General features: G+C 61.8%; 10 protein-coding genes. 6 read left to right on the top strand and 4 right to left on the bottom strand.

What is annotated here, in order from left to right; all coding sequences use genetic code 11:
- Nucleotides 1–10 precede the first annotated feature (10 nt).
- Nucleotides 11–280, bottom strand: a complete 270-nt coding sequence (gene rpsT / locus DBO85_RS11575) for a 30S ribosomal protein S20 (RefSeq protein ID WP_108107433.1) — start codon at nucleotides 278–280, stop codon at nucleotides 11–13.
- Nucleotides 281–490: 210 nt separating this feature from the next.
- On the opposite strand from rpsT, the gene murJ reads away from it, so the two are divergent.
- The 6 genes from murJ to ispH all read left to right on the top strand — a co-directional run bounded on the left by murJ (nucleotide 491) and on the right by ispH (nucleotide 8,015).
- Nucleotides 491–2,035, top strand: a complete 1,545-nt coding sequence (gene murJ, locus DBO85_RS11570; protein WP_108107432.1) for a murein biosynthesis integral membrane protein MurJ — start codon at nucleotides 491–493, stop codon at nucleotides 2,033–2,035.
- A gap of 118 nt (nucleotides 2,036–2,153) precedes the next feature.
- Nucleotides 2,154–3,092 carry a bifunctional riboflavin kinase/FAD synthetase gene (ribF, locus tag DBO85_RS11565; RefSeq protein WP_108107431.1) on the top strand — a complete coding sequence of 313 codons (939 nt, stop codon included), beginning with the start codon at nucleotides 2,154–2,156 and terminating at the stop codon, nucleotides 3,090–3,092.
- Between the two features lie 15 nt (nucleotides 3,093–3,107).
- Nucleotides 3,108–5,939, top strand: a complete 2,832-nt coding sequence (gene ileS / locus DBO85_RS11560) for an isoleucine--tRNA ligase (protein ID WP_108107430.1) — start codon at nucleotides 3,108–3,110, stop codon at nucleotides 5,937–5,939.
- A 39-nt stretch (nucleotides 5,940–5,978) separates the two neighbouring features.
- Nucleotides 5,979–6,476, top strand: coding sequence for a signal peptidase II (gene lspA, locus DBO85_RS11555; RefSeq protein ID WP_108107429.1), 498 nt, complete (start codon nucleotides 5,979–5,981; stop codon nucleotides 6,474–6,476).
- The gene (locus DBO85_RS11550) at nucleotides 6,473–6,910 is read left to right on the top strand and encodes an FKBP-type peptidyl-prolyl cis-trans isomerase (protein ID WP_108107428.1); all 438 of its coding nucleotides are present in this window, start codon (nucleotides 6,473–6,475) and stop codon (nucleotides 6,908–6,910) included. Before lspA ends, DBO85_RS11550 begins: the two co-directional genes overlap by 4 nt.
- A 157-nt stretch (nucleotides 6,911–7,067) precedes the next feature.
- A complete protein-coding gene (ispH, locus tag DBO85_RS11545) occupies nucleotides 7,068–8,015 on the top strand; it encodes a 4-hydroxy-3-methylbut-2-enyl diphosphate reductase (RefSeq protein WP_108107427.1) in 948 nt (315 codons plus the stop codon).
- A gap of 64 nt (nucleotides 8,016–8,079) precedes the next feature.
- On the opposite strand, the gene DBO85_RS11540 is transcribed toward ispH, so the two are convergent.
- From DBO85_RS11540 to DBO85_RS11530, 3 genes are read right to left on the bottom strand one after another with little or no spacing between them, the layout of a single operon-like run.
- Complete coding sequence (locus DBO85_RS11540) at nucleotides 8,080–8,496, bottom strand: type IV pilin protein (RefSeq protein ID WP_108107426.1); 417 nt, start codon at nucleotides 8,494–8,496, stop codon at nucleotides 8,080–8,082.
- The gene (locus DBO85_RS11535; protein ID WP_158268895.1) at nucleotides 8,483–8,824 is read right to left on the bottom strand and encodes a PilY2 family type 4a fimbrial biogenesis protein; all 342 of its coding nucleotides are present in this window, start codon (nucleotides 8,822–8,824) and stop codon (nucleotides 8,483–8,485) included. Before DBO85_RS11535 ends, DBO85_RS11540 begins: the two co-directional genes overlap by 14 nt.
- 2 nt (nucleotides 8,825–8,826) lie before the next feature.
- Nucleotides 8,827–12,318, bottom strand: a complete 3,492-nt coding sequence (locus DBO85_RS11530) for a pilus assembly protein (RefSeq protein WP_108107424.1) — start codon at nucleotides 12,316–12,318, stop codon at nucleotides 8,827–8,829.
- Nucleotides 12,319–12,330: the final 12 nt, after the last annotated feature.

The following is a 12,330-nucleotide window of genomic DNA, read 5'->3' as shown; positions in this document are numbered from 1 at the left end:
AAGGGTCGAATCAGGCAGCGGAGAGTGCCTTGATGTGACCATTCAGGCGGCTCTTGTGACGAGCGGCCTTGTTCTTGTGGATGATGCCCTTGTCAGCCATGCGGTCGATGACCGGGACAGCTGCGGTGTAGGCGGTCTTGGCCTTGTCGAGGTCTTTGGCGTCTATAGCCTTGACCACGTTCTTGATGTAGGTGCGGACCATGGAGCGCAGGCTGGCGTTATGGCTACGACGCTTCTCAGCCTGTTTGGCGCGTTTTTTGGCAGAAGGTGTATTGGCCACCGTCAAGCTCCTCGAAAAAACTGGGGGATAGCAAACAAATAAGGCCGCGAATCATGCCGACCGAGTCGGGCCTTGTCAAGGCCGTTCGCACTATTCAATGCAAGTCGCGGATCGGTTGCCGAGCTGGGCGGCCAGGTGCTTTCTCGGGCGCTGCGCTCTACACTCGCCAGCTTCCACGGCTGCGGCGAATCCTTCAGGCATCTGCGTTCGATGAATCTACTCAAATCGCTGGCGGCGGTCAGTTCGGTCACCATGATCTCGCGCATCCTCGGCTTCGTGCGCGACACCATCATGGCGCGGATCTTCGGTGCCGGCATTGCCTCCGACGCCTTCGTCGTCGCTTTCAAGCTGCCCAACCTGCTGCGTCGCATCTTTGCCGAGGGGGCCTTTTCCCAGGCCTTCGTGCCGATCCTCGCCGAGTACAAGGCACAGCAGGGCGAGGAAGCGGCGCGTACCTTCTTCGCCTATGTAGCCGGCCTGCTGACGCTGGTTCTCGCGGTGGTGACGCTGATCGGTGTGCTCTGTGCGCCCTGGCTGGTCTGGGCGACGGCGCCGGGTTTTGCCGACAACGCCGAGCGCTTCGAGCTGACCAGCAGTCTGTTGCGGGTGACCTTTCCCTACATCCTGCTGATCTCGCTGTCCTCGTTGGTCGGCGCAGTGCTCAATACCTGGAACCGCTTCGCCGTACCGGCCTTCGTACCGACGCTGCTGAACGTCAGCATGATCTTCTTCGCGCTGTTTCTGACGCCCTATTTCGATCCGCCGATCATGGCCATGGGCTGGGCGGTGCTGGTCGGCGGCGTGCTGCAGCTGGTCTACCAACTGCCGCAGCTCAAGCGCATCGGCATGCTGGTGCTGCCCCGGCTGAACCTGCGTGATCGCGGTGTCTGGCGGGTGCTCAAGCAGATGGGGCCGGCGATCCTCGGTGTTTCGGTGGCGCAGATCTCGCTGATCATCAATACCGTGTTCGCCTCCTTCCTGGTCGCAGGTTCGGTGTCCTGGATGTATTACGCGGATCGGCTGATGGAGCTGCCGGCCGGCGTGCTCGGCGTGGCGCTGGGGACCATTCTTCTGCCGTCACTCTCCAAGAGTCACGCCAGTCAGGATGTCGATGCCTATTCCCGGCTGCTCGACTGGGGGCTGCGCCTGTGCCTGATGCTGGCACTACCTTGCGCGCTAGCCCTGGCGGTGCTGGCCGAGCCGCTGATCGCCTCGCTGTTCCAGTACGGCAAGTTCAGCGCCAGCGATGCGGCGATGACCGAGCGCGCATTGGTCGCCTATTCGGTGGGCCTGCTCGGCATTCTCATGGTCAAGGTGCTGGCGCCGGGCTTCTACGCACGCCAGGACATCCGCACCCCGGTGCGCATCGCGATGTTCACCCTGGCGATGACCCAGGTAATGAATGTTCTCTTCGTGCTGGTGCTGCCGCTGGCGCATGCCGGGCTGGCGCTGGCGGTCGGGCTGGCGGCCTGCCTCAACGCCGGTCTGCTCTATTGGAAGCTGCGCGCGCGCGGCTTCTATGTTCCGCAGCCGGGCTGGCTGGTGTTCGTGCTCAGGCTGGGGCTGGCGGTGTGTCTGATGGTCGCGGTGCTGCTCGGGCTGTTGCAGCTGATGCCGGCGTGGGATACGGGCGGCATGTTCGAGCGCCTGCTGCGCCTGGGCGGCCTGGTCCTGGCGGGAGTGATCAGCTATTTCGGTGCGCTCGCGCTGATGGGCTTCCGGTTGCGCGACTTTTCCCGCAAGGCCGTCCTCTAGCGGCACGATCCGATACCTTTCCGAGTACGCCGAAAGCCGCTGCCGTCGCCGCATCCAGCCTACCCGGCAGGCTCTGCTGTGCGTATAATCGCCCCCTTTTCGAACCTAGAAGCGTGCTATGCAGCTGGTACGAGGCCTCCACAATCTGCGGCCCCAGCATCGGGGCTGCGTCGCCACCATCGGCAACTTCGACGGCGTTCATCGCGGCCATCAGGCAATCCTGATGCGCCTGCGCGAGCGCGCCGCCGAGTTGCAGGTGCCAGCCTGTGTGGTGATCTTCGAGCCGCAGCCGCGCGAGTTCTTCGGTCCCGAGACTGCCCCGGCGCGCCTGGCGCGGTTGCGCGACAAGCTCGAGCTGCTCGCCGCCGAAGGGGTCGAGCGGGTGGTCTGCCTGGCCTTCAATCGCCGCCTGCGCGAGCTGTCCGCTGCGCAGTTCGTCCAGCAGGTGCTGGTCGATGGTCTTGGCATCCGTCACCTGGAGATCGGCGACGATTTCCGCTTCGGCTGTGATCGTGCCGGTGACTTCGATTTTCTGTTGCAGTCCGGCGCCGAGCATGGCTTCAGCGTCGAGGCCGCCGCCACCGTCGAGCTGGACGGCGAGCGGGTCAGCAGCACGCGGGTCCGCGAAGCGCTCGCTGCGGCGGATTTCACCCTCGCCGAACGCTTGCTCGGTCGTGCCTACTGCATCTCCGGCCGTGTGCTGCATGGGCAGAAGCTCGGCCGCCAGCTCGGCGCGCCGACCGCCAACGTCCAGCTCAAGCGGCGCAAGGCGCCGCTGCATGGCGTCTACCTGGTCAGTGCGCGAGTCGACGGCCAGCGCCATGCCGGGGTTGCCAACATAGGTGTGCGGCCCAGCGTCGCCGGCGACGGCAGCGCTCATCTTGAGGTGCATCTGCTGGACTTCTCCGGCGACCTCTATGGCCACCGGATGGCGGTGGCCTTCCATCGCAAGCTGCGCGACGAGCAGCGTTTTGCCTCTCTGGAGGCGCTGAAAACGGCGATCGATGCGGATATCGCTGCCGCCCGGGCCTACTGGCTCGGTCAACCGCTTCAATAACGAGCCTGACTGACGATGACCGACTACAAAGCGACCCTCAACCTGCCGGAAACGGCATTCCCGATGAAGGCCGGCCTGCCGCAGCGCGAGCCGGAGATGCTTGCGCGCTGGGACAGCATTGCGCTGTACCGCAAGCTGCGCCAGATCGGTGAGGCTCGCCCCAAGTTCATCCTGCACGATGGTCCGCCCTACGCGAACGGCAGCATCCATATCGGTCATGCGGTGAACAAGGTGATCAAGGACATGATCATCCGCTCCAAGACCCTTTCGGGTTTTGACGCGCCCTACGTGCCCGGCTGGGATTGCCACGGCCTGCCGATCGAGCACAAGGTCGAGATCACCCACGGCAAGAACCAGCCAGCCGACAAGACCCGCGAGCGCTGCCGCGAGTACGCCGGCGAGCAGGTCGAGGGGCAGAAGGCCGACTTCATCCGCCTCGGCGTGCTGGGCGAGTGGGACAACCCCTACAAGACCATGGAGTACGCCAACGAGGCCGGCGAGATCCGCGCCCTGGCGAAGATGGTCGAGGCCGGCTTCGTGTTCAAGGGCCTGAAGCCGGTGAACTGGTGCTTCGACTGCGGCTCGGCGCTGGCCGAGGCCGAGGTCGAGTATCAGGACAAGAAGTCCGATGCCATCGATGTCGCCTTCGTCGTCGAGGACGCCGACAAACTGGCCGAAGCCTTCAGTGTCGCCAGTCTGGCCAAGCCCGCCAGCATCGTCATCTGGACCACCACGCCCTGGACCATTCCGGCCAACCAGGCGCTCAACGTCCATCCCGAATTCGTCTACGCGCTGGTCGATACCGGTGAGCGCCTGCTGGTGCTCGCCGAGGAGCTGGTCGAGTCGTGCCTGGCGCGCTACGAGCTGTCCGGCGAGATCATCGCCCGTTGCGAAGGTCGGGCGCTGGAGCTGATCCGCTTCCGCCACCCGTTCTACGAGCGCTTCTCCCCGGTGTACCTGGCCGACTATGTCGAGACCGGTTCGGGTACCGGCATCGTTCACTCGGCGCCGGCCTACGGCGAGGACGACTTCCGCTCCTGCAAGCACTACGGCATGCAGAACGACGACATCCTCGGCCCGGTGCAGAGCAATGGCGTCTATGTCAGCGACCTGCCGTTCTTCGGCGGCCAGTTCATCTGGAAGGCCAACCCGGCGATCGTCGAGAAGCTGCGCGAAGTCGGCGCGCTGCTCAGGCATGAAGCTATCCAGCACAGCTACATGCACTGCTGGCGGCACAAGACCCCGCTGATCTACCGCGCCACCGCGCAGTGGTTTGTCGGCATGGACAAGGTCGCCCACGACGGCAGCTCGCTGCGCCGCCGTGCGCTGGATGCCATCGAGCAGACCCAGTTCGTCCCGGCCTGGGGCCAGGCGCGCCTGCACGGCATGATCGCCGGCCGCCCGGACTGGTGCATCTCGCGTCAGCGCACCTGGGGTGTACCGATCCCGTTCTTCCTGCACAAGGAGAGCGCCGAGCTGCATCCGCGTACCGTCGAGCTGATGGAGGCGGTGGCGCAGCGCGTCGAGCAGGGTGGTATCGAAGCCTGGTCGAAGCTGGATGCGGCCGAGCTGCTGGGCGAGGAAGCGGCGCAGTACGAGAAGATCAGCGACACCCTGGACGTCTGGTTCGACTCCGGCACCACCCATTGGCACGTGATGCGTGGCTCGCACCCGATGGGCCACGAAGAAGGTCCGCGCGCCGACCTCTACCTGGAAGGCTCCGACCAGCATCGTGGCTGGTTCCATTCATCCTTGCTGACCGGCTGCGCCATTGACGGCCACGCGCCCTATCGCGGCCTGCTGACCCACGGCTTCGTGGTCGACGAGAACGGCCGCAAGATGTCCAAGTCGCTGGGCAACGTCATCGCCCCGCAGGAGGTCAACGACAGCCTGGGCGCCGACATCCTGCGCCTGTGGGTGGCCTCCAGCGACTACTCCGGCGAGATGGCCGTGTCCAAGACCATCCTCTCGCGCAGCGCCGATGCCTACCGGCGCATCCGCAATACCACGCGCTTCCTGCTCTCCAACCTCAATGGCTTCGACCCGGCGCGCGACCTGCTGCCGGTGGAGCAGATGCTCGATCTGGACCGCTGGGCGCTGGACGCCGCGGCGCGCCTGCAGGACGAGATCATCGAGGCGTACGACGAGTACCGCTTCTGGAACGTCTACCACAAGGTGCACAACTTCTGCGTGCAGGAGCTGGGCGGCTTCTACCTGGACATCATCAAGGACCGCCAATACACCACCGCCGCCGACAGCGTGGCGCGGCGCTCCTGCCAGAGCGCGCTGTTCCACATCGCCGAGGCGCTGGTGCGCTGGATCGCGCCGGTGCTGGCCTTCACCGCCGACGAGATCTGGCAGTTCCTGCCGGGCGAGCGCAACGAATCGGTGATGCTCAATACCTGGTACCAGGGGCTGACGCGTCTGCCGGAAGGGTTCGAGCTTGACCAGTCTTACTGGGTGCGGGTCACCGAAGTGAAAGCCGCCGTCAACAAAGAGCTGGAAGCTATGCGCGCAGCCAAGGCAATTGGAGGCGCTCTTCAGGCTGAGGTGACTCTTTTCGCCGATGAGGGGCTGCAGGGCGACTTGGGTGCGCTGGAAGATGAACTTCGCTTCGCTTTGATCACCTCAGGCGCAAGGGTCGAGCCCATCGAAAAGGCTCCTGCTGACGCAGTGGTAACCGAGTTGGAAGGCCTCAAGCTGAAGATCGTCAAGTCGACTCAGACCAAATGTGCGCGTTGCTGGCACCATCGGGAAGATGTCGGTAGCCATAGTGAACATCCCGAGATCTGCGGCCGTTGCGTGCAGAACATTGAGGGCAGTGGCGAGGTCCGCAAACATGTCTGATACGCGCCACAAGTGCTATGTACCTCAGGGGAAGGCAGCATGAGCCGCTTTGGCAAACTGGCCTGGCTCTGGCTTACCGCGCTGGTGGTGGGGGTGGATCTGTGGACCAAGCATCTGGCGGTGACGCTGGTCGGCTTTCGCGAGCGCCTCGAGGTCATCCCCGGCTATCTGGACTGGACCCACGTCTACAACAAGGGCGCGGCATTCAGTCTGTTCGCCGACCAGCCCGGTTGGCAGCGCTGGTTCTTCGCCGTGATTGCCATAGGCGTCAGCGTTGCGCTGGTAGTCTGGCTCAAGCGCCTGAAGCCCAACGAAACCTGGCTCGCGGTGGCGCTGGCGCTGGTACTCGGCGGCGCGCTGGGCAACCTGCATGACCGTGTGTTGCTGGGGCATGTGGTGGACTTCATCCTCGCGCACTGGCAGGACCGCTACTACTTCCCGGCCTTCAACCTGGCCGATACCGCCATCACCATCGGCGCCATCATGCTGGCGCTGGACATGTTCATCGGCAAGAAGTCCGGAGATTCCGAGAAATGACTGAACTGCGCATCGGCCCGGACCGCGAGGTCACCCTGCATTTCGCGATCAAGCTGGAGAATGGCGATGTGGTCGACTCCACCTTCGACAAGCAGCCGGCGACTTTCCGCTTCGGCGACGGCAACCTGCTGCCCGGCTTCGAGCTGTCGATCCAGGGCCTCAAGGCCGGTGACAAGCGCAGCCTGAGCATCGAGCCGGAAAACGGCTTCGGCCAGCCCAACCCGCAGAACCTGCAGACCATGCCGCGTAGCCAGTTCGTCGACATGGAGCTGGGCGAGGGGCTGCTGGTGATCTTCCGCGATGCCGCGAACAGCGAACTGCCCGGCGTGGTGAAGAGCTTTGACGAGCAGCAGGTAACCGTCGACTTCAATCATCCGCTCTCCGGCAAGACGCTGACCTTCGAGGTGGAGATCATCGAGGTGAAGGCGGTCTGAGTGTCTGCCCAAACTTATTCGGCTGGGGATTTGCTCTGTTGTGAAGGCGCCGCAAAGGTGATTCGGCCTGCTGCAGTTTCAGCAGACTTTGCGCGGCCGCACACCGCGCTCTGGTAGTACACTCTGCCCCTGTTTTACGTGCTCTGAGACCCCCAGCATGCAGATCAAGCTCGCCAATCCTCGTGGTTTCTGTGCCGGCGTCGACCGCGCCATCGAGATCGTCAATCGCGCCCTCGAAGTCTTCGCGCCGCCGATCTACGTGCGTCACGAGGTCGTGCACAACAAGTTCGTGGTCGAGGATCTGCGCGCCCGCGGCGCGGTGTTCGTCGAGGAACTGCATCAGGTGCCGGACGATTCCATCGTCATCTTCAGTGCCCATGGCGTCTCCCAGGCGGTGCGCAACGAAGCCGAGCGCCGCGGCCTGAAGGTATTCGACGCCACCTGCCCGCTGGTCACCAAGGTGCATATGGAAGTCGCGCGCTACAGCCGCGAAGGCCGCGAATGCATTCTTATCGGCCACGAAGGCCATCCCGAAGTGGAAGGCACCATGGGCCAGTACGATGACCGCAATGGCGGCACCATCTACCTGGTCGAGGACGAGGCAGACGTTGAGCGCCTGCAGGTGCGCGACCCGCAGCAACTGGCCTTCGTCACCCAGACCACCTTGTCGATGGACGACACCAGCCGCGTCATCGACGCCCTGCGGGCGAAGTTCCCGGCCATCGGCGGGCCGCGCAAGGACGACATCTGCTACGCCACCCAGAACCGCCAGGACGCAGTCAAGCAGCTCGCTGGCGAGTCAGAGGTGGTGCTGGTGGTCGGCAGCCCGAACAGTTCCAACTCCAATCGCCTTCGCGAACTGGCCGAGCGTATCGGCACGCCCGCGTATCTCATAGACGGCGCCGAAGACCTGCGCCGCGAGTGGTTCGACGGAGTAGGGCGCATCGGTATTACCGCCGGCGCCTCGGCTCCTGAAGTACTGGTGCAGGGTGTGATCGATCAGTTGCAGGAGTGGGGCGCGCAAGCATCGGTAGAGCTGGAAGGGCGGCCGGAGAACGTGACCTTCTCGATGCCGAAGGAGTTGCGAGTGAGGCAAGTCGACTAGTCAGCACGGTGTGTTCAGCAAAAAAAGACCGGCTCTCAGGCCGGTCTTTTACTTTGGATCGGAGTCAGCGCCAGCACTCGTTTGCGCCGTCCGGTCCACTGGCCTTTTTCTCTCCAGTGTGAGTCAGTTCCAGCGTGCCGCAGTCCACATCGTTTGCCTGATGATTGATCGGGACCACTCGAAGCTCGTAAGTGACCGCAGTGACGACCGGAATCGACAGGGTGTAGAGATTGTTCTGCGAGTTGGCCGAAGCGTAGCCCAGCTGCGCGACGGTGTTGGCGTAGGTGTTGTTCTGTGTAAAGAAACGTTCCTGGCGAGCTGCTGCTTCGGTCAGCAGGGACTGGCCTTCGGTGCGGTTTGAGCGCAGCACGTAGTTCTGGTACTGGGGGATGGCAATAGCAGCCAATACTCCGATGATCATTACAACGATCATGACTTCAATCAGCGTAAAGCCTGCACTATGCCTTTTAGTTGCGCTCATTGTTCAACTCCCGTTGCAACTGCATTTCTTCTTCGGGGGTGGGCTGGCGGAGGATGGCCATCGAATCGATCAGGGGGTACTGACCGCCTGTGATTCCGGAGAAGTTGACGACGGTCCCTGTTCTCAGCTGGAAGATGGCAGGGCCGGCTCCAGGAGACAGGCTCTCGGTAACCCGGTTGGGCAATGTGTACATTCGATCATTTACCTGGATCAGCGAGCGCTCCGAGAATACTTTCTCGACGACGCCGCTCTCTTCAAAGGTCTGTGCCTGGGCTGCAGCACTGCAGAGCAGCGCTGCGCCCATCAGGCCAATCAGCTTTCTATTCATGATCATTCTCCGAGAACTCGCCAGCTCTGACGTCCGCGGGATGCCGGACCAAAATCGAGCACTTCTTTCTGGATACTATTTGGGGTGTTGAAGAACGCGTCCTGGCCTACTACCGCTGGAGCGCCAAAGCCTGGAATGCGGACACTGGAGACAACATTGCCGTTATAGGAGTCGAGTGCATTGACGTAGTTGTTGCCGCTCATGTCCAGCACGTTGAAGTTTGTTGCTCCTCCGGTGAAACCATCCAGAGCGATGAACCAGCGGTCGATACCGGAACTGCATGGGTCATCATTGGGAGTTGTAGTGGCTACCAGCAGTACGTTGCTACGAGCAGTCATATCGGTGGCAACCATTTCGCCCTTGAGGGTCGCCCCCTCCTTGAGATCCAGATACCAGCCGTACTTGACTACGTTGCCTGAAGCATCAATCCAGCTGATCGGGTTGCGACTGAGCAAACGCAGGTCGCGGGAACGCGAGGTTGCATTACCGCTTGCATCAGTATCATTGAAGGTGGTGGTGATCTCGGTGCCCATGGTCTGTTCGACCAAATTGGAGCGGCCGAGAGAGGGCGTGCCGGTAGTGCTCTTGCCATCGGTCTGGCGATCCCATATGCCGTAAAGGCTCATCGGCTGGCTGGTGTCGGCCTGGGAGTCACTGTTCTCGATGTATTTTCCGGTGCCTACGGTAACGATGTAACCAAAGCCATTGGGGTGGCGGATGAGCGACGGCGCCGCAGTGATCGGCTGCCTGCCTACGGCATTTTGCGCGACGAACAGCGGGGTGCCAGAAAAGGCTATCCGGAAGCTGCTGTTGGGCATGGTGTCGGTCCGCTGGAATGGCGGGGTTTGATTGGCGGTAAACATATCGAAGCGCCATACGTTGCCTTGCAGATCGCCCGCGTAGACGTAGTCGGTGATCAGGTCACCGTTGATATCCACGGTGCGGGGCGATGACAGGCCGTTGACCGTTGCGCCACTGTTGACCACCAGCTTGCTCATCACGTCGCCATTAGCGGCATCCAGAACGAACAGGGCTGCGCGGTCGCTGGTGCTGTTGTAACCGTTGCTCAGAACCACGCCCCACTTGCCATTGTGCAGTCGGGTAATGACCGGTCGGGTAAAGGTGAAGCCAAGGTCTTCATCCTGAGCCGAGCTGAACTCCCAGAGAAGGGAGACATTGGCAGGGTCGGTAACGTCCAGGGCAAACACCTCACGGCCACCGCCACGCAGAGTGCCGATCAGGATGGTTCGCCACTCGCCTTCGATGAACACATCGCCAACGACTGGAGTGCCATCAACATAGTACTGGTGGCTGGCGCGGTAGCCCTTGTCGGTCAGCTTGTTCAGCTGCGGAATGACCGAGGTGGGAACGTAAGCGAAAACTTCTTGCCCGTTCTCGTCGAAACCATGGAGCATGCCGTCGTTGGCACCTACGTAGATGCGCTTGGGGCGAGTCAGGTTGTCGATCTTGAACTGGGTATAGGTGCCGGTAGCGCTGCTGACCAGCGGATTCATCAATCCCTCCATGCGATCCGGAGTTGCAACGACCACCGGACTGGAGTGGACGATATCGCCGAGCACATGAGTACGATCGCGGAAGGTGGTGCCTTCTCCGGTGCGAACGCCCCGGATGAAGTCCAGTCGCTGGCTACCCAAGGTGTCGACGACGCCTGCTGCGGTGCGATTGAGAGCAGCCTGCTGGGCAGTGGTGAGATTTGCCCATTGGAAGGCAGTCAGATTTCCATCCTTGTTGAAAAGGATATTGCGCGAGCCTGCGGCTTTGGTATTCAGCAGATCCCGGGCATTCCACTGGTAGCTCAACTGCCCATTGCTGTCGACCAGATACTTGATCAGTTCGCCGCTCCAGTTGTCGCTGGAGAAACGTGCGTAGTAAGCCTCGTTGCCGGCAGTGGTAACGGCAGACTCAAGCGAAACGGCAGATGCGGAGGTTTCCCGGTCTGCAATGCGGTTGAGGATGGTCTTGAACGCGTCGACCATGTCTTCCGGGGAGTCGACACTGAAGAATTCGCCACGGGAGTTAAGCGCTGCGTGCCAGAGCTCATAAACGTTTTGAGGCTGGTTGCTGGCTGGTTGCGGCCACTCAATAGTGCCATTCAGCAAGCTTGGATAGTCGCCAGCATAGGTGCTGCCACCCCAGGCCGGGTTGGTTACGCTACGAGTAAGACCCAGGCCAAGAGTGAAGGTGACCAGATTCTGCCAAGTGGCCGGGTTGTTGCGCGGGTCCCAATATTGGGTGGCGGTGTCCGGGTTCTTGTAAGGGAGGAACGGCTTCAGCTCATTGGGTATGGAGGTGTTTGCGTCTGTCGCCCAGTGCAGAAAGGCCAGATCAGCCAGCGTGTTGCCGTAATTACGGTTCACGCCGTCCCGGTAAGGTGCGCGCGGAGCATAGGCGGTGCCGTCGGGAAGGGATCGTGAGGTCCCGTCCACATTGCCTACAGTGATATTGGTGTTTTCGTTCCAGACCCCGTCGCTCATAAGGATGTGGTAGGACGGGCGGCATGCATACAGCGGGGCGCTTTGTACGCCTGGGTTGAATGCATAAGGTCCGTTGACACTAGTGTTGCTGAGGAAATTACCAGCGCGTTCCTGTGCTGCTCGTGTGGGTGTCCCGCCACTGGCCGGCGTGTCAGCCAGCCAGGCGAAGAAATTGGCACGGTGCTGGCCGGCGAAATTGCGCAACCTATTGTTGTGGTTGGTACCGGAAGCGCCAGAGCAGTTGCCGCTACCAATGCCGGTGCAGGAGTTGAGCATCTGCCAGGTTACCCGCACGTTGTCTGGCAACGTGTAGAACGCAAGATTCGCCGCGGACTCGGTGGCCAATGCGCGACTACGATAGAACGAGTACCAGTTGGCGAAGTTTTGTCGCTCAGCAGCGCCTACCAATACCCTACGGTAGCAATCTTCGTCAGCCATGTTGGACGCGGTGCAATTGGCCAGGGTGTTGTCGCGAACGTAATAGTAGGCTGCTACACCACTAGTCTGGCTCGTCGGATAGTCGATCGCCGGGTTGTTACCCAAGGTCTGCGTCGTGTTTGTTGAAACGTAGGTGCGGACTGGCCGAAAGCTGGTCGACAAGTTCACGCTGCCACGGTCAGTTTTGAATCCATTCAGGTAAGCGGTGGTGAAGCTGGTGCTGTACTCGGTGACGCTAATCTGGCCAGTGGTCGAATTGAATGTGACCCTCTTCGGCGGGGCGTAGGTCGCCGCTGGGTTGTAGTACATCGGGTTGTAAAATGACGAGCTGAAGCGACGGGTGCCGTGTTCGCCGCTGATGTTGTCGGGAGCGAATGCTGACGCCATCGAGCCCGAGTCGTCCAGGGTAACCAGAAGGTTCGGTGCTACGCCTTCAGTAAGGAACAGCGGCTCCTGGGCAATGGTCAGTGCCGCCGCCTGGACGCTCTGGGCAACGCTGCAGAAAGTGAACATGACGGCAGCACTGGCAGCTACCCTCAGCGACTGATATGCGATTTTCATTGTCTTCTCCCT

Source organism: Pseudomonas mangrovi, assembly GCF_003052585.1.
GTDB classification, from domain to species: domain Bacteria; phylum Pseudomonadota; class Gammaproteobacteria; order Pseudomonadales; family Pseudomonadaceae; genus Aquipseudomonas; species Aquipseudomonas mangrovi.
The sequence above is the reverse complement of the archived record's forward strand: the minus strand, read 5'-3'. Positions and strand labels throughout refer to the sequence as shown.

Coding starts and splice junctions, on each gene's coding strand:
- murJ (WP_108107432.1), top strand. CDS start 491: ATGAATCTACTCAAATCGCTGGCGGCGGTCAGTTCGGTCACCATGATC.
- lspA (WP_108107429.1), top strand. CDS start 5,979: ATGAGCCGCTTTGGCAAACTGGCCTGGCTCTGGCTTACCGCGCTGGTG.
- ribF (WP_108107431.1), top strand. CDS start 2,154: ATGCAGCTGGTACGAGGCCTCCACAATCTGCGGCCCCAGCATCGGGGC.
- DBO85_RS11530 (WP_108107424.1), bottom strand. CDS start 12,318: ATGAAAATCGCATATCAGTCGCTGAGGGTAGCTGCCAGTGCTGCCGTC.
- ileS (WP_108107430.1), top strand. CDS start 3,108: ATGACCGACTACAAAGCGACCCTCAACCTGCCGGAAACGGCATTCCCG.
- ispH (WP_108107427.1), top strand. CDS start 7,068: ATGCAGATCAAGCTCGCCAATCCTCGTGGTTTCTGTGCCGGCGTCGAC.
- DBO85_RS11540 (WP_108107426.1), bottom strand. CDS start 8,496: ATGAGCGCAACTAAAAGGCATAGTGCAGGCTTTACGCTGATTGAAGTC.
- DBO85_RS11535 (WP_158268895.1), bottom strand. CDS start 8,824: ATGAATAGAAAGCTGATTGGCCTGATGGGCGCAGCGCTGCTCTGCAGT.
- DBO85_RS11550 (WP_108107428.1), top strand. CDS start 6,473: ATGACTGAACTGCGCATCGGCCCGGACCGCGAGGTCACCCTGCATTTC.